The 21,989-nt window shown below is 67.4% G+C and carries 12 protein-coding genes; 7 read left to right on the top strand and 5 right to left on the bottom strand.

All coding sequences use genetic code 11. The annotated features are described in order from the left end of the window. Nucleotides 1–163: 163 nt before the first annotated feature. Entirely contained in the window at nt 164–1,693 is a 1,530-nt protein-coding gene (gene ubiB, locus GPA27_RS24095) for a ubiquinone biosynthesis regulatory protein kinase UbiB (RefSeq protein WP_169142975.1), read from the bottom strand. Between the two features lie 146 nt (nt 1,694–1,839). Between ubiB and argS the strand changes: the two genes are divergently transcribed. The 5 genes from argS (at nt 1,840) to GPA27_RS24070 (ending at nt 10,879) form a co-directional block, all read left to right on the top strand. After that, nucleotides 1,840–3,618 (top strand): arginine--tRNA ligase, encoded by a 1,779-nt coding sequence (gene argS / locus GPA27_RS24090; protein WP_169142974.1) that lies wholly within the window; start codon nt 1,840–1,842, stop codon nt 3,616–3,618. A 15-nt stretch (nt 3,619–3,633) separates the two neighbouring features. Beyond that, nucleotides 3,634–4,215 carry an SPOR domain-containing protein gene (locus GPA27_RS24085; RefSeq protein WP_169142973.1) on the top strand — a complete coding sequence of 194 codons (582 nt, stop codon included), beginning with the start codon at nt 3,634–3,636 and terminating at the stop codon, nt 4,213–4,215. A gap of 99 nt (nt 4,216–4,314) precedes the next feature. After that, nucleotides 4,315–4,956 (top strand): thiol:disulfide interchange protein DsbA/DsbL, encoded by a 642-nt coding sequence (locus tag GPA27_RS24080; RefSeq protein WP_169142972.1) that lies wholly within the window; start codon nt 4,315–4,317, stop codon nt 4,954–4,956. 44 nt (nt 4,957–5,000) lie between these two features. Then, complete coding sequence (locus GPA27_RS24075; RefSeq protein WP_256223105.1) at nt 5,001–5,813, top strand: SDR family oxidoreductase; 813 nt, start codon at nt 5,001–5,003, stop codon at nt 5,811–5,813. A gap of 248 nt (nt 5,814–6,061) precedes the next feature. Further along, nucleotides 6,062–10,879: an NAD-glutamate dehydrogenase gene (locus GPA27_RS24070; RefSeq protein ID WP_169142971.1), complete on the top strand. Its 4,818-nt coding sequence runs from the start codon at nt 6,062–6,064 to the stop codon at nt 10,877–10,879. A 61-nt stretch (nt 10,880–10,940) separates the two neighbouring features. On the opposite strand, the gene GPA27_RS24065 is transcribed toward GPA27_RS24070, so the two are convergent. Then, complete coding sequence (locus GPA27_RS24065; RefSeq protein WP_169142970.1) at nt 10,941–15,095, bottom strand: retention module-containing protein; 4,155 nt, start codon at nt 15,093–15,095, stop codon at nt 10,941–10,943. Nucleotides 15,096–15,367: 272 nt separating this feature from the next. Here GPA27_RS24065 and GPA27_RS24060 point away from each other — a divergent pair, with 272 nt between their 5' ends. Further along, a complete protein-coding gene (locus GPA27_RS24060) occupies nt 15,368–17,275 on the top strand; it encodes a peptidase U32 family protein (protein WP_169142969.1) in 1,908 nt (635 codons plus the stop codon). Between the two features lie 9 nt (nt 17,276–17,284). On the opposite strand, the gene GPA27_RS24055 is transcribed toward GPA27_RS24060, so the two are convergent. Both GPA27_RS24055 and GPA27_RS24050 read right to left on the bottom strand, forming a co-directional pair. Then, on the bottom strand, nt 17,285–18,472 hold the full coding sequence (locus GPA27_RS24055) for a glycoside hydrolase family 2 TIM barrel-domain containing protein (RefSeq protein ID WP_169142977.1): 1,188 nt from the start codon (nt 18,470–18,472) through the stop codon (nt 17,285–17,287). A 105-nt stretch (nt 18,473–18,577) separates the two neighbouring features. Beyond that, nucleotides 18,578–20,488: a potassium transporter Kup gene (locus GPA27_RS24050; RefSeq protein ID WP_169142968.1), complete on the bottom strand. Its 1,911-nt coding sequence runs from the start codon at nt 20,486–20,488 to the stop codon at nt 18,578–18,580. 182 nt (nt 20,489–20,670) lie between these two features. Between GPA27_RS24050 and GPA27_RS24045 the strand changes: the two genes are divergently transcribed. Then, nucleotides 20,671–21,504: a helical backbone metal receptor gene (locus tag GPA27_RS24045; protein ID WP_169142967.1), complete on the top strand. Its 834-nt coding sequence runs from the start codon at nt 20,671–20,673 to the stop codon at nt 21,502–21,504. 21 nt (nt 21,505–21,525) lie between these two features. Here the strand turns inward: GPA27_RS24045 and GPA27_RS24040 are convergent. Then, the coding region (locus GPA27_RS24040; RefSeq protein ID WP_373322818.1) for a putative toxin-antitoxin system toxin component, PIN family at nt 21,526–21,989 on the bottom strand (464 nt) is incomplete at its 5' end.

Genomic DNA, 21,989 nt, shown 5'->3' with positions numbered 1-21,989 from the left:
CCCTTCAAGGGGGAGGTTAGGAGGGGGATGGGTTTCTGCAGCGCCCGTTAAACCCATCCCCACCCCAGCCCTCCCCTTGAAGGGGAGGGGGCGACCGTGCAGCACTCAACCTCGCACCGCGCAATTGCCTGCCGGTTCCAAATGAAGGGCTTGGTGGCAGGGCTCAGCCGAAGATGCGGTACAGCTCCAGCCCGACGAGCGTCGCGAGCAGCAAGCCGACGACCCACAGCGCGCGCGCCTGGGTCCGCTGCGCGCTGGCGAGGCGTTCCAGCTCGCCGCTCTGCACCTCGTGGCGATGCGCGGTGGAGTCGAGCACGCGATGCACCAGGCGGGGGATCTGCGGCAGCGTGCCGGCCCAGGACGGCGCCTCGTCCTTGAGGTTGCGCAGCAGGCCGCGCCAGCCCATCTGCTCGTCCATCCACCGTTCCAGGAAAGGCTTGGCGGTCTTCCACAGGTCGAGATCGGGGTCGAGCTGGCGCCCGAGGCCCTCGATGTTGAGCAGCGTCTTCTGCAGCAGCACGAGCTGCGGCTGCACTTCCATCTCGAAGCGGCGGGCGGTCTGGAACAGGCGCAGCAGCGTCTTGCCGAAGGAGATGTCCTTCAGCGGACGGTCGAAGATCGGCTCGCACACCGCACGGATCGCGCTCTCGAACTCGTCCACTCGGGTGTGCGCCGGCACCCAGCCGGCCTCGATGTGGGCGCGCGCGACGCGGTTGTAGTCGCGCTTGAAGAAGCCGAGGAAGTTCTGCGCGAGGTAGCTCTTGTCCTCCTCGTTGAGCGTGCCGACGATGCCGAAGTCGAGCGCGATGTAGCGTCCGTCGGCATGCACGAAGATGTTGCCGGGGTGCATGTCGGCGTGGAAGAAGCCGTCGCGGAACACCTGCGTGAAGAAGATCTCCACGCCCGCGCGCGACAGCGCCTTCAGGTCCGTGCCCTGCGCGCGCAGCGCATCGAGCTGCGAGATCGGCACGCCGCGCATGCGCTCCATCACCATCACCGACTTGCCGCACCAGTCCCAATACACCTCGGGAACCTGCAGCAGCCTGGAGTTCGTGAAGTTGCGCCGCAGTTGCGAGCAGTTCGACGCCTCGCGCATCAGGTCGAGCTCGTCGTGCAGGTACTTGCTGAACTCGGCGACGACTTCGCGCGGTTTCAGGCGCCGCGCCTCGGGCCACAGCTTCTCCAGCAGCGTCGCCGCGGTGTCGAGCAGCGCGAGGTCGTGCGCGATGACCGGTTCGATGCCGGGGCGCAGGATCTTCACCGCGACCTCGGTGCCGTCGGGCAAGCGCGCGAAATGCACCTGCGCGACCGACGCGGAGGCGACCGGCGTGCGCTCGAAGTCGACGAACACCTCGTCGACCGGCTTGCCGTAGAAGTCCTGCAGCAACTTCAGCGCCTGCTCGGTCGGGAAGGGCGGGACGCGGTCCTGCAGCATCGCGAGCTCGTCGGCGAGGTCGGGCGGCAGCAGGTCGCGGCGCGTCGACAGCATCTGGCCGAACTTGACGAAGATCGGGCCGAGCGACTCCAGCGCCTGGCGCAGGCGTTCGCCGCGCGGCGCCGTGGGGTGGCGCCAGAAGAACACCACGTGCCACAGCCTGCCCAGGCGTCCGCTCGAATCGGCTTCGAGCACCATCTGGTCGAGGCCGAAGCGCAGGCCGACGGTGATGATCTTGGCGAGACGGAAGAGACGCACTTTGGATTGCCGGGCGGGGGAAAGGGCGGACTTTAGCCCGAAAGGCTACGCCGCGAAAGCCGTCTTCAGCATGGCATGAGCGAGGCGTAAGGGGCGGACCCTTGCTATCCGCTATAATTCCGCCCTTTTACGCAACTCCGAGTGCCATGAGCGCCGATCCGAAAGTCTCCGATCCCAAAGTCCTGCTCGCCGACCTGCTGCGTGCCGCGCTGAAAAGCGTCGCCCCCGATCTGACCGAAACGCCGATCCAGCTGGAGCGCCCCAAGCAGGCTGGTCACGGCGACTTCGCCACCAACCTCGCGCTGCAGCTCGCCAAGCCGCTGCGCCGCAGCCCGCGCGATCTGGCGAACATGCTGCTCGCCGAGCTGCCGGAATCAACGCTGGTCGCGAAGGCCGAGGTGGCCGGCGCCGGCTTCATCAACTTCACGCTGAATTCCGGTGCGAAGACTGTCGTCGTCGCCGACGTGCTCGCGCGCGGCGCCGAGTTCGGCCGCGGCGCGCGTCTCGGCAACAAGGTGCAGGTCGAGTTCGTCTCGGCCAACCCGACCGGCCCGCTGCACGTCGGCCACGGCCGCGGCGCGGCGTACGGCGCCTCGCTCTCCGCGGTGCTCGACTTCGCCGGTTTTGATGTCACGCGCGAGTACTACATCAACGACGCCGGCCGGCAGATGGACATCCTCGCGCTGTCGACCTGGCTGCGCTACCTCGCCTTCCACGGCATCGAGATCGACTTCCCGCCCAACGCCTACCAGGGTGACTATGTCATCGAGATGGCGCGCGAGATGCGCGAAGGGCACAAGGACCGCTTCGCCAAGGTCACCGTCGCGCAGATCCTCGACGGCGCACCGGGCCTGCCCGCGCCCGAGCGCAAGGACGACGAGGCGAAGAACCAGCGCGAGGAACACCTCGACGTGCTGATCGCCAACGCCAAGCGCCTGCTCGGCGAGGACCACCCCTTCGTGCATGGCTTCGCGCTCAACGAGCAGCTCGGCGACGGCCGCGACGACCTGCACGAGTTCGGCGTGCATTTCGACAAGTGGTTCTCCGAGAAGAGCCTGTTCGACACCGGGCTGGTAGAGCGCGCGGTCGCCGAGCTCGAGAAGCGCGGCCACATCTACGTGCAGGACGGCGCCAAGTGGTTCCGTTCGACCGCCTTCGGCGACGAGAAGGATCGCGTCGTGCAGCGCGACAACGGCCTGTATACGTACTTCGCGTCCGACATCGCCTACCACCTGAACAAGTACGAGCGCGGCTTCGACCGCATCATCGACATCTGGGGCGCCGACCACCACGGCTACATCGCGCGCGTGAAGGGCGCGATCGCCGCGCTCGGGCTGCCGCCGGAGAAGCTCGAAGTCGCGCTGGTGCAGTTCGCGGTGTTGTACCGCAACGGCCAGAAGGCGGCGATGTCGACCCGCTCGGGCGAATTCGTGACGCTGCGCGAGCTGCGCCGCGAAGTCGGCAACGACGCCTGCCGCTTCTTCTACGTGCTGCGCAAGAGCGACCAGCACCTCGACTTCGACCTCGACCTCGCCAAGAGCCAGAGCAACGAGAACCCGGTGTACTACGTGCAGTACGCGCACGCGCGCGTTTGCTCGGTGCTGCAGCAGTGGGGCGGCGAAGTCGGCGAGCTCGCCGCGGCCGACCTCGCGCGTCTCGAGAACGAGCGCGAACTGGCGCTGTGCGCGCGCCTGGGCGCCTTTGCCGAGCTGATCCAGGGCGCCGCCGCCGACTACGCGCCGCACCAGATCGCGTTCTACCTCAAGGATCTCGCCGGCGAGTTCCACAGCTGGTACAACGCCGAGCGCATGCTGGTCGACGACGAGGCCGTGAAGCTCGCGCGCCTGGCGCTCGCTGCCGCCGTGCGCCAGGTGCTCGCCAACGGCCTCGCGCTGTTGGGCGTGTCGGCGCCGCAGTCGATGTGATCGCCGGAGAACTCCGTGAGTCGTGACCGCAAGACCAGCAGGAAATCGAGCCGACCGGCGAAGAGTCGCGGCGGCGTGGTTGTCGGCATCTTCATCGGGCTGGTGCTCGGCGCATTGTTCGCAGCCGGCGCCGCCTGGTATTTCACGCGCAATTCACCCTTCCAGACGCCCGCCGCGCCGGCGCCCGCTGCGGCACGTCCGCCCGCGGGCGATCAGTCGCCGGTCTCGCTGCCGGGCAAGCCGGGCGACCGCCCGGTCGTGAAGCCGGACTTCGAGTTCTACAAGATCCTGCCGCAGGGCGAGGGGGCGCCGACCGAGAGCAAGCCGGCGACGCCCGCCGCCGCGGCACCGGCGGCGCCCGAGAAGCTTTACCTGCAGATCGGGGCATTCGAAAATCCGGCCGAGGCCGACAACCTGAAGGCCAAGCTCGCGCTAAACGGCATCGAGGCGAGCGCCCAGCGCGCGCAGTTGGCCGACGGCCGCACGATGCACCGCGTTCGCATCGGCCCCTTTGCCAAGCCGGAAGAGATGAATCCGGTGCGCGCGCGCCTGTCCGAAGCCGGTTTCACCGCGACGGTCGTGAAGGCCAACCCCTGAGCGTTCGCCGGTGCGGGACTTCGGATATGCTGAAAAGATTTCGGGAACAACTTGCAGGGTCTGCCGTCTGAGACCCTGTCATCCACTCGGGAGTATTGAATGAATCGTCGTGCCGCCCTCAAGCAACTGTCCGCGCTGTCCGCCCTCTCCTTTCTTGGCGGTGCGGCCTGGGCCCAGAAGTCCGGCCAGCCGTTCCAGACCCTGGCGACCAAGGTGGCGACCGAAGTCCCGGGCAAGATCGAAGTGATCGAATTCTTCTCGTATGGCTGCCCGCACTGCCACGACTTCGAGCCGCTGCTCAACACCTGGACGAAGACGCTGCCGGGCGACGTCAATTTCATCAAGGTGCCGATCACCTTCAACCGCGCCGAATGGACCAACCTCGCGCGCATCTACTACACCCTCGATGCGATGGGCGAGGCGGGCAAACATGGCGCGGCCGTGTTCGCCGCGATCCATGAACAGAAGCGCCAGCTGCAGAAGGAAGACGTGCTGCTCGAATGGATCGGCAGCGTCACCGACGCCAAGCGCTTCAGCGACACGTGGAAGTCCTTCGGTGTGCAGTCGCGCCTGCAGCGCGCGAACCAGATCGCCGCCGCCTATCGCGTCAGCGGCGTGCCGATGATGGCCGTCGACGGCCGCTTCATGGTCTCGGCCTCGACCGCCGGCAGCCACGAGGGCATGCTCAAGACCGTCAACGAGCTGGTTGCGCGCGCGCGCTCGGAGAAGGGCAAGGGTTGACCGGTCCGTAGCGCGAGGCTGTCGCGCCCGCGCTGCGAATATTCGTGAAGCACGCTACCCCATCTGCTTCCTCCGCAAGTCCGGCTCCGGCCGGACTTCGCGTTTTCCTGACCGGTGCTTCCAGCGGCCTCGGTCAGGCCTTCGCGCGCCATTACGCCGCGCGCGGGGCGCAGCTGGGCCTCGTCGCCCGGCGCGCGGACGCGCTGGCGCAACTGGCCGCCGAGCTGCCCGGCGAGCACCTCGCGCTGCCGGCCGACGTCGGCGACCGCGATGCCCTCACGCGGGCGGCCGAAGCCTACCTCGCGCAGGTCGGCGTGCCCGACATCGTCATCGCGAATGCGGGCGTGTCGGTCGGCACGCTCACCGAATGCCCCGAAGACCTCGCGGCCTTCGAGCGCGTCATGCGCACCAATGTGAACGGCATGGTCGCGAGCTTCCAGCCCTTCGTCGAGGCGATGCGCCAGCGCGGCTCCGGGCGGCTCGTCGGCATCGCCTCGGTCGCCGGCATCCGCGGCCTGCCCGGGGCGGGCGCGTACAGCGCGTCCAAGGCCGCGGCGATCGCCTACCTCGAAAGCCTGCGCGTCGAACTGCGCGGCAGCGGCGTGCGCGTGGTGACGCTCGCGCCGGGCTACATCGCGACGCCGATGACCGCCGTGAACCAGTATCCGATGCCCTTCATGCTGCAGGCCGACGAGGCCGCGCGGCGCATGGCGAAAGTCATCGCTGCGGGCCGCGGCTACGCCGTCGTGCCGTGGCAGATGGGCGTCGTCGCGCGCGTGCTGCGGGTCCTGCCGAACCCCGTGTTCGACGCCCTGTTCGCCCGCGCCGGACGCAAGCCGCGGGGACTTCCGCTGTAGCGTCCCTAAAGGCACTTCCGCCAAGGCAAGCGCACGCGCTTCCGTGGGGTGGGAGGAGCGCAGCGCATCCCGCCAAAACTGCACGTGGTCACGCCCGACGTTCGTGTGGCGGGATCCGCCTCCGGCTCCTCCCGCCCTATGGGCCTTCCCCGCGGCACGCGATGCGGGTATGGTTGGCCGGATAAGGTGGGCGGTTGCCCGACTGGTCGGCTTGTCGCGGCGCAGCCCCCGTCACGCGGGAGACAGCGATGCAGACACGCCATATAGAAAGCGGTGCCGCAAGTTTCGAAGCGATCCTGGAGCAGATCGAACTCAAGTTGCCCGCCGACCAGGCAGCGTCCATCGGCGCCTTCGCCCGGCGCTGGTTCGGTCAGGTCGCGCCCGAGGATATCGCCGACTACACGGTCGACGACCTGTACGGCGCGGTGCTCAGCCACTGGCACTTCGCGCGCAAGCACCGCGGCGGCACGCGCCTGCGGGTGTATAACCCCAAGCTCGAGGAACACGGCTGGGAATCGACCCACACCGTGATCGAGATCGTCAATGACGACATGCCCTTCCTCGTCGATTCGATCGCGATGGAGGTCAACCGCCAGGGCCTCACGCTGCACCTGATCATCCACCCGGTGATGCGCATCGTGCGCGACGCCGAAGGCATCTACCAGGGCGTCGCCGACGACGCGGATGCGGGGCGCTACGAGTCGATCATCCACGTCGAAGTGGACCGGCGCACCGATGCGGCGGACCTCGATGCGCTGCGGGAAGGTCTGGAGCGCGTGCTCGCCGACGTGCGCGTGGCGGTTGCCGACTGGCCGGCGATGCAGCAGCGCGTCGCGGACGTCATCGCCGAGATCGAGCACAAGCCGCCGCCGGTTCCCGCGGAGGAAATCGACGAGAGCGTCGCGTTCCTGAAGTGGCTGATGGACGACAACCTCGTCCTGCTCGGCTGCCGCGACTATGCGCTGACCGCGCCCGCCGGCGGTACCCCCGAATTGTCCATCGTCGCGGGCTCGGGGCTCGGGCTGCTGCGCGAGAAGGAGGGCGAACAGCAGTCGCGCTCGTTCGGCGCGCTGCCGGCGGAACTCAAATCGACGCTGCCCAACCTGCCCGTCCTGCTCACCGTCACCAAGTCGAACACGCGCTCGACCGTGCATCGCGTCGGCTACATCGACCGCTTCAGCATCAAGCGCTTCGACGCGGACGGCCACGTGTGCGGCGAGCATCGCGTGATCGGCCTGCTCGCGTCCACCGCCTACAGTGCCAGCCCCAAGCTGATTCCCTTCCTGCGCCGCAAGGTCGATGCAGTGATCGCGCGCGCCGGCCTGATGCCCCGGAGCCACGCGGCGAAGGCGCTGCTGACCATCCTCGAGCGCTATCCGCGCGATGAACTCTTCCAGATCGAGACCGAGGAGCTCTACCACCAGGCGATGGGCATCCTGCACCTGGGCGAGCGGCAGCGCACGCGGCTCTTCGTGCGCTGCGATCCCTTCGCGCGCTTCGTCGCCTGCCTGATCTACGTGCCGCGCGAGCACTACAACACCGACCAGCGCATGCGCATGCAGGCCGTGCTGATGGAAGCCTTCAACGGCGCGAGTTCCGAATTCGACGTGCAGTTCTTCGAGTCGGCGCTCGCGCGCGTCCTGATCATCGTGCGCACGCGCGGCTCCGAGATCCCGCCGTTCGAGGTGCATGAGCTCGAACAGCGCATCGTGCGTGCAACACGGCGCTGGGAGGACGAACTGCAGCGCGTGCTGCTCGAGCACTGCGGCGAAGAGCGCGGCATGGCCCTGTTGCGGCGCTACGGTGGCGCCTTTCCGGCAGGTTATCGCGAGGAGTTTTCGCCGCGCGTGGCGGTGTTCGACATCGAGCAGATGGAGTCGATCACCGGCGACGGCCTCGCGATGAGTCTCTACATTCCGCTCGAGGCGCCCGCCGGGCGGCTCAACTTCAAGATCTACCGCGTCGGCGCGCCGGTGCCGCTGTCGCAGAGCCTGCCGATGCTCGAACGCATGGGCGTGAAGGTCATCGACGAGCGCCCGTCCGAGATCGCGCGCCAGGACGGAGAATGCGTGTGGATCCACGACTTCGGGCTGGCCTACGCGGGGGCGGAGGAGCTCGACGTCGACACCCTGCGCCCGCTCTTTCACGACGCCTTCCTGCGCGCGTGGCGCGGCGAGATCGAGAGCGACGATTTCAACCGCCTGACCCTGCTGGCGGGTCTCACCTGGCGCGAGATCACGGTGCTGCGCGCCTACGCGAAGCACATGCGGCAGGCGGCATTCACGTTCAGCCAGGCCTACATGGAGCAGACCCTCGCGGCCTGGCCGCGGCTCGCGCGCCAGCTCGTCGAGCTGTTCTCCCTGCGGATGGATCCCGCCCGCGTCGAGGATCGTGCGCGCCACGAGGCGAGGGTGCTCGCGGGCATCGACGACGCGCTCAACGGCGTCGCCAATCTCGACGAGGACCGCATCTTGCGCCAGTTCCTTGCAATGGTGAAGGCGACGCTGCGCACGAACTATTACCAGCGCGGCCCGCATGGCGGGATCAAGCCCTACCTGTCCTTCAAGTTCGACCCGAAACGCATCCCGAACCTGCCGCAGCCGATGCCGATGTACGAGATCTTCGTCTATGCGCCGCGCTTCGAGGGCGTGCACCTGCGCGGCGGCAAGGTCGCGCGCGGCGGGCTGCGCTGGTCGGACCGCATGGAGGACTATCGCACCGAGGTGCTGGGCCTGGTGAAGGCGCAGATCGTCAAGAACGCGGTGATCGTGCCGGTCGGCTCCAAAGGCGGCTTCGTCGTCAAGAACCCGCCGCCGCCGACCGACCGCGAAGCCGTGCTCGCGGAGGGCATCGCGTGCTACCGCCTATACCTGCACGGCCTGCTCGATCTCACCGACAACCTCGTGCAGGGCCGCGTCGTGCCGCCGCCGGACGTGGTGCGCCACGACGGCGACGACCCCTATCTGGTCGTCGCCGCGGACAAGGGCACGGCGAGCTTTTCCGACTACGCGAATGCCGTCGCGGCCGAATATGGTTTCTGGCTCGGCGACGCCTTCGCCTCGGGCGGCTCGGCTGGCTATGACCATAAGAAGATGGCGATCACCGCGCGCGGGGCGTGGGAGTCGGTGAAGCGCCACTTCCGCGAGCTCGGCATCGACACGCAGGAGCAGCCCTTCACCGCAGTCGGCGTTGGCGACATGTCGGGCGACGTGTTCGGCAACGGCATGTTGCGCTCGCGCAAGACCCGTCTCATCGCGGCCTTCGACCATCGCCACGTCTTCATCGATCCGGATCCCGATGCGGAATCGTCCTTCGTCGAGCGCGAACGGCTCTTTGCGCTGCCGCGCTCGTCGTGGAACGACTACGACCGCACGAAGATTTCCGCGGGCGGCGGGGTGTGGCCGCGCAGTGCCAAGTCGATTGCGCTGTCGCCGCAGATGCAGGCCGTGCTCGGCGTCGAGGCCGAGGCGCTGACGCCGTCCGAACTGATCCGCGCGATCCTGTGCGCGCCGGTCGACCTGCTCTACAACGGCGGCATCGGCACCTACGTGAAGGCGACGAGCGAGACCGACGCCTCGGTCGGTGACCGCGCCAACGACGCGGTGCGCGTGAACGGCGCCGAGCTGCGCTGCCGCGTCATCGGCGAAGGCGGCAACCTCGGCATGACCCAGCTCGGGCGCATCGAGTTCGCGCTGAAGGGCGGCAAGCTGTACACCGACGCGATCGACAACTCCGGCGGCGTGGACTGCTCCGACCACGAGGTGAACATCAAGATCCTGCTCAACAGCGTGATCGCCGAAGGCGAGCTCACCGGCAAGCAGCGCGACGCCCTGCTCGTCGAGATGACCGACGAGGTCGCCGCGCTCGTGCTGCGCGACAACTACGCGCAGACGCAGGTGCTGTCGGTGACGCGCGCGCGCGGCGTGGCGCTGCTCGACGAGCAGGCCGAATTCATCCGCCGCCTGAGTTTCGCCGGACGCCTGAACCGCAAGCTCGAGTTCCTGCCGCTTGACGACGAGATCGCCGAACGCGCCGCCGCGCGCATCGGCCTCGTCACGCCCGAACTCGCCGTACTGCTCGCCTACAGCAAGATCGAACTCTACGACGAGGTGCTCGCGTCCGACGTGCCGGAGGATCCCTATATCGGCAGCGCGCTGTCGCGCTACTTCCCGGCGCCGCTGCGCGAACGCTTCGCCGCGCACATCCCCAGGCACGCGCTGCGCCGCGAGATCATCTCGACGCACGTCATCAACAGCATGATCAACCGCGTCGGCCCCACCTTCGTCAGCCGGCTGCAGGGCGAACTCGGGGTGACGGCGGGGGAGATCGTGCGCGCCTACATGGTGACGCGCGAGATCTTCGGTCTGGTGCCGATCTGGCGCGCCATCGAGGAGCTCGACAACCGCGTCGACGACGCCGTCCAGACCGCCATGATCATCGACTGCGGCCGCCTCGTGCAGCGCGGCACGACCTGGTTCCTGCGCCACCGCGAATCGCTCGCCGACCTGCAGGCCACGCTCGCCCGCTTCCGTCCCGGCGTCGATGCCCTGACCGAGCACCTGTACCGCCTGGTGTCGGACGACTACCGCGTGCAGCTCGATGCCGTGACCGCGCGCTACGTCGAGCGCGGCGTACCCGGTGAGCTCGCCCTGCGCATCGCCCTGCTCGACGAGCTGTATTCGGCGCTCGATCTCGTCGAGATCGTCGCCGACACCGGCCGCCCCGAGGGGACGGTGGCCGCGGTGTATTTCACCCTCGGCGGGCACCTCGATCTGTACTGGCTCGGCGCCCAGATCGCCGCCCTGCCGGCCGACACGCGCTGGCAGAACCTCGCGCGCGGCGCGCTGCGCGTGGACCTGTCGAACCTCGCCCGCAGTCTCGCGGCCGACATCCTCAAGACCTCGCCCGACCTCGGCCAGCCCGACGACCTCATCGCCGCGTGGGAAGCCCGCCGCACGCAGCAGATCGACCGCTACCGCCACCTGCTCGCCGACGTGAAGATCGCACAGGCGATCGAGATGCCGATGCTGTCGGTGCTGCTGAGGGAGCTGCGCGGGATGCTGTGAGCGGGGTACGGACGAAAAAAAGCCCGGCGGCCATGGGGCCGCCGGGCGGATCGTCAGGGCGTCAGTCGGTGATGAGTTTGCCCTTGGAGATCAGGTCGTTGATGATGGCCTGGTCGGTGGTGAGCGTGCCGCCGTTGGTTAGGTCGATATTTTCCAGCACAATCATCTGGTCAATGACGCCGTCACTGCCGCCCGAACGAACCTCGATAGTCGTCGAAGTACCCGTCTTGCTGAAGTGCAGGTAGTTGTCCAGGGACCCGATCGGTGCCGAGGCGCCTTCGAGCAGATCCTTCAAGTCAAGGCGGTCGCCTTCGGTAAGGCTACTGTAGGTTGCATTGTTGAAGTCCTTGATGATGTCGGTCGGCACGGTGGTCGAACTCGCATCCGCAAGGCTCCACTTGAAGGTATCTGCGCCGGCGCCACCGTAGATCGTGTCGCTGCCCGCCCCGGCCTGCAGTGTGTCATTGCCGTCGCTCCCATACATCACGTCAGCGCTCGCCGTTCCGAGGAAGTGCGTGTTGCCCTCGATCGTCACACTTAGAGTTTGGGTGGCCGTGGTGTCACCGTCTGCGTCGGCAACCGTCACGCCGAACGTCAGTTTGGTGTCCTGAGTGCTCGTGGTGCTGGACAGGAAGCCGATGTCGGTGAATTTGACGACGTCATTGTCCGAAGTGTCAGCGGCAGTGGGGCCGCCACTCGTCTCGAATGTCTGGGTGCCGGTGGATGCCCCAGTAGAGCCTGTGTCCCGATTCAGGTTGATGCCCGATCCGGTCACGTTCTCGGTAGAGGACAACAGTTGGGCTCCGTAGATCTGGTAGTTCTCGCCGACGCCATTGAAGTCGTTGCTTTCGATGATCACGACCCCTTCTCCGTTGCCGAGCGAAATGCCATATGGGTTCGTGCCGGTGAAGATATCCCCGCTGTCGACCACGATTGCGCGCGTGATGATCTGGTTGTTGTCAGGGTCGACCAGCTTAAGGACAACGACGAAGTCCTCCGTGCCGTGGAATTGAGCGATCTTCAGATAGAGTGCATCGGCCCGTGCAGTTCCCTGAACGGGGGTTTGGTTGTTGCCAGGACTGCTCGTGTAGAACTCCATGTTGAGGACTTCGCCCGGTCCGACCACGCCGTCGCCAACACCACTTTGGGTAGTGTTGACGTTTACGTAGTCCTGAGGCCCAGAGAATGTTTCGTTCGGCGTGAAGGCCGAGTCCCCGCTACTGGTACCGAAGGTTCCTTTTGTTGCGGATCCGGACGTTCCCGTAAAGCGAACGTAGAAGTCGTCAGCGAGTTTCGAGACGACAATCTCTGGCTGACTCTCCGCGTTACCTACGAGGTTGAATTCTTCCTTCGAAATCGTGCTGCCGGTATTTAGAACGGTGAAGCTCTGCACCGGGGCATCCAGTTTCACGGTGTACGTGCCCGCATCCTTGTCGAAAATCAGCAGGCCGGATGCTGCGCTCAGGATGCCGGGCGTGAGCGGATTGGCCGCGTATTGGAAGGTAAAGGAGAACACTGCTTCGTCGTTGGTCTCCGAGACCCAGGTAACTGGAGTCGCTCCGATCGTGATCGGCGTGGTGCCCACGAGCCCGCTCACTAGAGCGACGGTACGGAAGTCCGAACTGCTTGCGCCGCTGTAAGTCGTCCGAGCATCCGTCCCGATATCGTACGCGAAGATGCCGCTTGCGCCGGTGGTGGCGTCCTGGTTAGAGAAGATCAGATTGGTCGTTCCCGTTACGGTCGGACCGTCGTCGAGTACCGTCACCGTAAAGTTCTGCGATGCGGCTGACCCGTCGCCATCCACGACATTAGCAGTGATCGTCAGGTCAATGGGGTCGTCCGGATTCAATGCGTCCGGATGCGCCATTGCCTTGAGTTGGGTGAAGGTGTAAGTGCCGTTGCCATTGACGGTAACCTTCCAACTTCCGTCATTGGCCGTGAGCGTCTGCGTGCCTGCGGACCATGTGGCGTTAGCGGCTGCGAGGGCCAGCGTTCCGGCGGCGTCCCCTCCGTAATTGACCGCCAATGTCCCGACCACGCTGTCCAGTCCGCCGGTTTCATCGACCGTCTGGTTCGATGTCGTGAGCGAAGGCGTGTAGTTGATGTCGGTCATTACCGTCCCGACAGCGGTCAAAGCCTCGAACGAGCCTTGCGATCCGCTGACGGTTTGGGTTGCCGTCGCGGTCACTGGGCCGATAGATGGTGTTATTCCATCATTCGGGGCTGTTGTCGTAATCGAGCCTGTGTTGCCTGACGTGATCTCGAAGGATAGGTCGTTCGACAACGTGACAAGTACCGGCGCGTCGCCTGCGCGGACTTCGTGATCGAGCGTTGCCGTGTAAGTGATCGTTCCGCCTGGTATGACGTTCGCGCTGCCGGTCAGCGTTAGCGTTGTCGGGTCGCTGTCATCGACGATGGTGGTGGTGGCCGGGGTGTTGCTGAATGTGAGGCTCTCGAAGGCGCCAACGGTGCCGGCGTTGGCCTCGCTGACGTTGGCGATGGAGCGGCTGATGCTATCGGTCTCGAGATAGACGTCGTCGCGATTGACCGCCACGTCCAGCGTGCCGCTGCTGGCGCCGGCGGCGATCGTGATGGTGCTGTTGTCGTCGAGGGTGACGGTGATGGCGTTGGCGGTGGTCACCGGGTTGTTGGCCGCATCGAAGAGGGCCGCGGTGTAGGTGATCGAGCCGCCGTCCTCGCTGGTGCTCAGGGTGGCGCTCAGGCGCACCGTGACCGCGTCGCTGTCATCGACGATGGTGGTGGTGGCCGGGGTGTTGCTGAATGTGAGGCTCTCGAAGGCGCCAACGGTGCCGGCGTTGGCCTCGCTGACGTTGGCGATGGAGCGGCTGATGCTATCGGTCTCGAGATAGACGTCGTCGCGATTGACCGCCACGTCCAGCGTGCCGCTGCTGGCGCCGGCGGCGATCGTGATGGTGCTGTTGTCGTCGAGGGTGACGGTGATGGCGTTGGCGGTGGTCACCGGGTTGTTGGCCGCATCGAAGAGGGCTGCGGTGTAGGTGATCGAGCCGCCGTCCTCGCTGGTGCTCAGGGTGGCGCTCAGGCGCACCGTGACGACATCGATGGTGTCGACCAGCGTCACGTTGCCGACCGTGGGCGGACTGAGCGCTTCGAAGTCGGAGCCACCCGAGATCGCGACATTGGTCGCGACGGGCAGCACTGCGTCCGCTTCCTTGTACACGTCCTCGAACAGCGATTCGGGAATGGGAACCGCGATCGAGCCACTCGTGCCTTCGCTGATCACGATCGTCTGCGTGTTCCCGGCGAGATCGGTGAATGTGATCGTCACCGGGTCGTCGCCCGGACGCACCGCTGCGCTCAGCGTGACGACATACGTCAGGGTCGCACCGTCCTCGGTGAGCGACGGTGCCGCTTCGAGCGTGACGGTGAGCGAGGAATTGGTCGGGTCGATCGTATCGTTCACCACCACGGTCGCCGGGCCGGTCGGGGTGACCGTGCCGAAGCCGCTGCCGCTGGTGTCGACGACCGAGACCGGGAAGGTTTCGGCGTCGATGTAGGGGTCTTCGTCCTGGATCGGGAAGGGGGTCGAGGTTCCGGTGGTCGAACCGACCGGGATGACGATGACTGCGCCGTTGCTCAGGGTAATGACGAGGTCAGTGCCGGTGACCGGGCTGTTGACGGTTGCGGTGATCGTCGCCGTGCCCGAGCCTTCGAACACCGTGACGTCGCCGAGCGTCACCGTCGCACCGAGCGGTTCGGGCTCCTCCGTGATGGGTGCCGACTCTTCCGGCTGGAGCAGCGCCGTCGATTCCTGCGCAAAGCGGAACTCGAGCGGATTCACCCCCTCCGTGATCCGCAACAGGCGCACGAAGCTGTTGCCTTCGCCGCCGCCACCGCCAGCCAGACCGGCCGCAGGCGCTTCGATGTCGTCGAGGTTGCCACCCTGTTCAAGAGCCTGGATCACCCGGTCGACGGTATCCTGCGAGACTTGGGCGTCCTCGCGGCCCGGACGGGTCGTCGCGGACACTTCCGCGGTGAGGGTCACGGTCTGGTCGGCCGCGATCTCCATCGGTGCACCGTCCGCCATCGCCAGTTCGACATGGCCACCGGACATCGTGATGACCACTTCGCCTTCCTGCAGCGTGTCACCCGCCTTGAGCGGACGCAGGTTGCCTTTTACGTCGCGCGCAAATGCCCTGCCCGTGACCGCCACGACTACCGCAATCGCTTGTGCCATTTTTCCTGCTCCTCTGATCGTCTGGCGAAGCCGCCGGGGCGGCTGCGCGGGAATCCTTTTACACTCGGTAACAGAATAGGGCCGGGGGCGTCCGGACGGTATTGGCCGGAGGTACAGGCAGGCGGGCGTTCATGTGAAGGATTTCACGGGTTGTGACGATTTGTTACGACTCTTTCGGGGCGCGCGATGCACGACGGCGCGGCGGGAAAGGGCCTATCATGCGGGACCGTCCACGACACTCCGGGCGTCCCTCGATTCGTCCGCTTTTCCCGATGTCGCACGCCTTCGCCCTCGAACTCCTCGCTCCCGCCCGCAACCTCGAATCCGGCATCGCCGCCATCGAGCACGGGGCCGACGCCGTGTATATCGGCGGGCCGTCGTTTGGCGCGCGCGCGTCGGCCGGCAACAGCATGTCGGACATCGCGGCGCTCGCCGCGCACGCGCACCGCTATTCCGCGAGCGTGCTGCTCGCCCTCAACACCATCCTGCGCGACGACGAGCTGGAAGAGGCGCGCAGGGTGGTCGTTCAGGCGTACGAGGCCGGCGTCGATGCGTTGATCGTGCAGGACATGGGCCTGCTGGAGCTGGACCTGCCGCCGATCCAGCTGCACGCGAGCACGCAGTGCGACATCCGCACGCCGGCGAAGGCGCGCTTCCTGCAGGACGTGGGCTTCTCGCAGATCGTGCTGGCGCGTGAGCTCGACCTGGAACAGATTCGCGCGATCGCCGAGGTAACCGAGCGCGAGCGTTGCGCGCTGGAATTCTTCATCCACGGCGCGCTGTGCGTCAGCTATTCGGGCCAGTGCACGATCAGTCACGCTTTCACCGGGCGCAGCGCGAACCGTGGCGAATGCGCGCAGATGTGCCGCCTGCCGTGGTCGCTGAAGGATGCCGACGGCACGCCGGTGGCCGAGCGGCGGCACCTGCTGTCGCTGAAGGACAACGACCAGACGGCGAACCTCGAGGCGCTGGTCGACGCCGGCATCCGTTCGTTCAAGATCGAGGGCCGGCTGAAGGATCTGGCCTACGTGAAGAACGTGACCGCCCATTACCGCCAGGCGCTCGACGGTATCCTCGAAGTCCGACCCGAACTCGCGCGCAGCTCGGCGGGCCGTTCGACCTTCTCCTTCACGCCGCGCCCGGACAAGACCTTCAATCGCGGCAGTACCGATTACTTCGTCAATGGCCGCCACGGCGACATCGAATCCTTCGAGTCGCCCAAGTTCGTCGGCGCGCCGGTCGGTCGCGTGCTGGGCGTGAGCGGGCGCTTCGTCACCGTCGCTGCCGCGGAGCCGCTCGCCAACGGCGACGGGCTGGCGTGGTTCAATGCCGCGGGCGAGTTGCTGGGCGCGCGCGTCAATCGCGTCGATGGCGACCGCATCCAGCTGGTCGACCTGCCGCAGGGGCTCGTGAGCGGCGCGACGCTGTACCGCAACGTCGATCACGCGTTCGAGAATCAGCTCGCGGGCAAGTCGGCCGAGCGCCGCGTACCGGTGCGCCTGTGCCTTGCCGATGCGGCCGACGGGCTGGCGCTGACGATGAGCGACGAAACCGGCATCTCCGCGACTGCCACGCTCGCCTGCGACAAGGCCGAGGCGCGCGACCCGGTGCGCGCGCAGGCGACGCTGCGCGACAGCCTCGCGAAGCTCGGCGGCACGATGTTCGTCGCCGCTGCCGACGACGTGGCGCTCGACACGGCGCAGCCCTGGTTCGTGCCGGTAGGGCAGCTCAACGCGCTGCGCCGTGCCGCGGTCGAGGCGCTCACCGACGCGCGGGCAGCGGCGTGGCAGCGCCCACCGCGTGCGCTTCCGGTCGATCCGCCCGCGCGCTATCCCGACACATCGCTCAATTACCTCGGCAACGTCTTCAACGCCCGCGCGCGCGAGTTCTACCGCAAGCACGGCGTCGGGCTGATCGCCGACGCCTTCGAGGCGAACCACGAGGACGGGCTCGTGTCGCTGATGATCACCAAGCACTGCCTGCGCTACAGCTTCAACCTGTGCCCGAAGCAGGTGAAGGGCGTCCGCCCCGAGCCGATGACGCTGTGGCAGGAGCGGGCGGACGGCGAGCGCATGGTGCGCGAGCCGCTGACGTTGCGCTTCGATTGCAAGAAGTGCGAGATGCACGTGGTCGGCCGGCGCGTCGGCGGCAAGGCGGCGCGGCCGCAGCTTGCGGACTGACGGCGCGCGTCAGCGCACGAGGAAGGGCAGGTTCGCGGTCGCCGCCTTGCCCTGGCGGTCGCGGATAGTGATGAAGAGGCGATAGGCGCCCGGCTGCTGCGGGGCGAGGAAGCGCACGCTGGCCGCGGCGGCGTGCAGCACGGGGGCCGCAATGCGCGCCGGGGGCGTTTCGATACCGCTGCCCCCGCGCAGGTCGGTCGCTTCGGCCAGCACTTTCCACTCGGTTCGCAGCGGCGAGCCATCGAACGACGCCGCATCCACGCCGGCCGAGACTTCCTGGCCCGGCGCGAACGCGTCCGCTGCGATGCCGATGCCGCGGATGGCCGGCGCAGGCTCCGCGACGGGTTTTCCCCACGCCAGCGTCAGCGCGTCGCTCATCGCGGTGAGGCTGCCGTCCGCGAGCAGCAGGCCGTGCCAGGTCTCGGTCTGCTCCTGCTTCGCCCCCCACAGGAAGGGAAAGGCGCCCGCGATCTGCGGCTGCGTGCGCAGGAAGGCGAGCACATCGCGAAAGAAGACGGCCTTCTCGCTGCTGGTCGGCTCGACCGGCGCGCCCCACGGCTTCGTCCCGGCCTGCCACTGGCCCAGCGGCCCGAGTTCGCCGATGACGACCGGTTTCGTGATGCCGGCGTCGCGCACGCGCTGCGGCAGGGTGTAAGCCGCCCCCGCATAGGCGTTGATGCCCAGCAGGTCGATGTTCGCGCAGCAGATGGCGAGCAGCTTCAGGCGTTCGATGCCGCCATCGACGACGACCATCAGGGTCGGGTGTGCAGGGTCGATCGTCTTGATGATGCCCGCGAGGCGGTCGATCTCGCGCCACACCGGCAAGGGGTCGGCCGCGCCGGCTTCGACCTCGTTGCCGACGCCCCATGCAAGCAGCGCAGGATGCTTGCGGTGGCGTTCGACGAAGCGGCGGATGGCCTGCTCCTGCGCGCGCAGCGCTTCAGGGGCGCGCGGATACGCGATCGACAGGCCCATCACCACCCGCAAGCCGAGGCCTTGTGCCGCGTCGAGCACCCACGCGTCGGACTCGCCATAGACCCGGACGACCTTGGCGCCGGCCGCGGCGAGCTTTTCCAGGGCCGTCCGGTCGCCGGCGAACGCGGCGCCTTGCCATTGCTCCGGCGCCGCTCCTGCGCGGGTCGGCGGTGCGGCGAAACACGACAGCGCGAGCGCGAAGGCGAGCAGGTGGTGGCGCATCGAAAGGGGCGGCGCGGGGCGGCGGTTGTTGTTGCGGATGCGCGTCATCGTCACCGACGAAGGCGTTGCGCGCGCCCGCATGGCTGGAGGTCCGACTGCTTCAACTCAGAGCTCGACCTGGGTGCCCAGTTCCACGACCCGGTTCGGCGGCAGGTGGAAGTAGTCGGCGGCGCTGCCGGCATTGCGGAACATGACGATGAAGAGGCGCTCGCGCCAGCGTGCCATGCCCGAGCCCATACGCCGGACTATGGTCTCGCGGCCGAGGAAGAACGAGGTCTCCATGGTCTCGAAGGCGAGCCCGTGCTCGGCGCAGCGCGCCAGCTCGGCCGGGATGTCCGGGTCGTCCATGAAGCCGAAGTTCAGACGCAGGCGGTAGAAGCCGTAGTCGATCTCCTCGACCTCGATGCGGTCCTTTTCCTCGACGTGGGAGACGTCCGCGGTATGCACCATCAGCAGCACCACGCGCTCGTGCAGCACCTTGTTGTGCAGGATGTTGTGCAGCAGTGCGCGCGGCACGCCGTCGAGCCAGGTGGTCAGGAACACTGCCGTACCGGCGACGCGCGGCGGGGGGCTGGTGAACATCGAATGGATGAAGAGGTCGAGCGGGATGGTGTCGGTGCGGATGCGGTTGTTGAGCATTGTGCGGCCGCGCTTCCAGGTCGTCAGGAAGGTGAAGATCACGGCCCCGATCAGCAGCGGGAACCAGCCGCCGGCGAGGATCTTCACCGTGGTCGCGGAGAAGAAGGCGATATCGACGGTGACGAATACCGCGAGGAAGAGGCCCGCCTGCACCTTGCCCCAGCCCCACAGCGCGCGCACGACGACGAAGGCGAGCACCGTGTCGATCATCATCGTCATCGTCACCGCGATGCCGTAGGCCGATGCCAGTGCGCTCGACGAGCGGAAGCCGACGACCAGCGCGATCACTGCGCCGAGCAGCATCCAGTTGATGCTCGGCACGTAGATCTGGCCCATCTCGCGCGCCGAGGTGAAGATCGTGCGCATCCGCGGCGCGTAGCCGAGCTGCATCGCCTGGCGCGTCAGCGAGTAGGCGCCCGAGATCACCGCCTGGCTGGCGATGATGGTCGCCAGCGTCGCCATGCCGACCATCGGATACACGAACTCGTCGGGCACCAGCAGGTAGAACGGGTTGCGGACGTTGTCCGGGTGGTCGAGGATCAGCGCACCCTGGCCGAGGTAGTTCAGGTACAGCGACGGGAACACGACCGTGAACCAGGCGAGCTTGATCGGCTTGCGGCCGAAGTGGCCCATGTCGGCGTACAGCGCCTCGCCGCCGGTGATCGCGAGCACCACGGCGCCCAGTCCGAGCCAGCCCAGCAGCGGGTTGTCGGCGAGGAAACCCAAAGCCCACGCGGGATTCAGTGCGCCGAGGATCTCCGGGTGCAGGCGGATGCCCGAGATGCCCAAGCCCGCCAGCAGGAGGAACCAGCACACCATCACCGGCCCGAACACCGCACCGACCTTTTGGGTGCCGTGGCGCTGCATCATGAAGAGGCCCACCAGGACCACGAGCGCGATCGGCAGCACGTAGGGCGCGAAGGCCGGCGTGGCGACTTCGAGGCCTTCGACCGCCGACAGCACCGAGATGGCCGGCGTGATCATGCCGTCGCCGTAGAACAGCGCTGCGCCGAACACGCCCAGCGACGACAGCACCCAGGCCTTGCGGCCTTCGGGGACGACGCGCAGCGCGAGCGAGGTCAGCGCCATGATCCCGCCTTCGCCGCGGTTGTCGGCGCGCGTGATGAAGACCACGTACTTGGCCGACACCACCAGCATCAGCGCCCAGAACACCAGCGACAGGATCCCGTACACGTTCTCCGTGGTCACGGGCACGGCGTGCGGGCCGTTGAACACTTCCTTCAGCGTATACAGCGGGCTGGTGCCGATGTCGCCATAGACGACCCCGATCGCCGAAACAGCGAGTCCGGCCAGTCCGGCACGCTGGTGGGCGGCAGGCGCACCGGTCGGGTGTTCCACACGGTCGGCAGGGAGCACGACAACCCCTGGATGTTCTGTTGGGGGGCTAAGCATACTGCAACGCAACATCCCGAAACAGCGGAAAATTGGCGTCGCCCGCTGCCGGGGAAGCCGGCTAGGACGGAGGCATCCGCCGCGATGCGCGCGCTGGCCGCGGATCGCCTACAATCGCGAGCGATTCCCGTTCAAGTTTCACGTCGATGAAAATATCACCCGTGGCCGAGGTCGCAGCGCCCCTCCGCGACGCCCAGGGCGCCGAACACCGGCCAGCCATCGGCGAAGTACGCATCGTGTCGCTCGTCCCCTCGCTGACCGAACTGGTGTGCGAGCTCGGGCTGTCCGATCGCCTGGTGGGGCGCACGGGCTTCTGCGTACACCCGCGTGCAGCCCTGAAGGCCATCCCCAAGGTCGGCGGCACGAAGGACGTGAAGATGGATGTCGTGCGCGGGCTCGCACCGACGCATCTGATCGTCAATATCGACGAGAACCGGCGCGAGACGGTCGAGGAACTGGCCGCCTTCGTGCCCAACGTGATCGTCACCCATCCCTGCACGCCGGCGGACAATCTCGAGCTGTATCGCCTGTTCGGTGGCGTGTTCCACTGCGCGGACCGGGCCGAAGGGCTTGCGGCGGATCTCCAGGCGGCACTCGCCGAGACGCAGGCGCTCGCACGGGCGCTGCCGCGCGAGGACGTCCTGTATCTCATCTGGCGCGAGCCGTGGATGAGCGTCGCGCGCGACACCTACATCTCCGCGACCCTCGCGGCCGTCGGGTGGGACACGCTGCCCGCCGACGCCGGCGCGCGCTATCCGGAGATCGACTGGCAGGCGCCGTGGATGGCCGGAGTCGTGCGCGTGTTCCTGTCGAGCGAACCCTACCGCTTCCGCGAGCGGCATCTCGCCGAAGTCGCGGCCTTGTCGGGGCGGCCGGCGGCGATGATCGACGGCGAGATGGCATCCTGGTACGGCAGCCGCGCGGCCGCGGGCCTGCGCTACCTGGCGGCCTTGCGCCGCGCCTTGGCCGGCGCGGCCTGAGGCTCGCCGCCGCGCGGAACCTCAGGCGCCGGACTCGGCGCGCAGCGCGGCGTCGAGCGCCTCGGGCGTCAGGATCGCGAACAGCGGCCGCACCAGGCGGTGGCGGTTGAGCTTCAGCAGCAGCTTGTCGCGGCTGACGAGATGGTTCGCGCCGCCGTCGCGCGCGGCTTCGAGGAATTTCTGGTCGTCACGGTCGCCGCAGGCGGGCAGGGGAGGCGGTTCCGCGGCAGCGTCGGGCGCCGGTACCGCGCACGTGCGGCCGGCGTAGGTCGCGAGGATGGCCGCCTGGCGCTCCGGCGCAATCGCGAACTGGCGATAGGCGAGCACGCGCCGCAGCTCCTCCAGCGTTGCCGCGCTGGCCAACAGCACCGCGCGGTCGTCCTCGACCCATTGGCGCAAGTGCTGCAGCCGGGGGTCCTCGAACGCCCACAGCGCCATCACGGTGTTCGTGTCGAGCACGAGACGCAGGGCGGACGGGGCGGGCG

The sequence above is a fragment of the Aromatoleum toluolicum genome (genome assembly GCF_012911005.2).
GTDB classification, from domain to species: Bacteria; Pseudomonadota; Gammaproteobacteria; order Burkholderiales; family Rhodocyclaceae; genus Aromatoleum; species Aromatoleum toluolicum.
This window is presented reverse-complemented; position numbering and strand designations above follow the sequence as displayed.

Coding starts and splice junctions, on each gene's coding strand:
- GPA27_RS24055 (WP_169142977.1), bottom strand. CDS start 18,472: ATGCGCCACCACCTGCTCGCCTTCGCGCTCGCGCTGTCGTGTTTCGCC.
- GPA27_RS24070 (WP_169142971.1), top strand. CDS start 6,062: ATGCAGACACGCCATATAGAAAGCGGTGCCGCAAGTTTCGAAGCGATC.
- GPA27_RS24060 (WP_169142969.1), top strand. CDS start 15,368: ATGTCGCACGCCTTCGCCCTCGAACTCCTCGCTCCCGCCCGCAACCTC.
- GPA27_RS24065 (WP_169142970.1), bottom strand. CDS start 15,095: ATGGCACAAGCGATTGCGGTAGTCGTGGCGGTCACGGGCAGGGCATTT.
- argS (WP_169142974.1), top strand. CDS start 1,840: ATGAGCGCCGATCCGAAAGTCTCCGATCCCAAAGTCCTGCTCGCCGAC.
- GPA27_RS24080 (WP_169142972.1), top strand. CDS start 4,315: ATGAATCGTCGTGCCGCCCTCAAGCAACTGTCCGCGCTGTCCGCCCTC.
- GPA27_RS24045 (WP_169142967.1), top strand. CDS start 20,671: ATGAAAATATCACCCGTGGCCGAGGTCGCAGCGCCCCTCCGCGACGCC.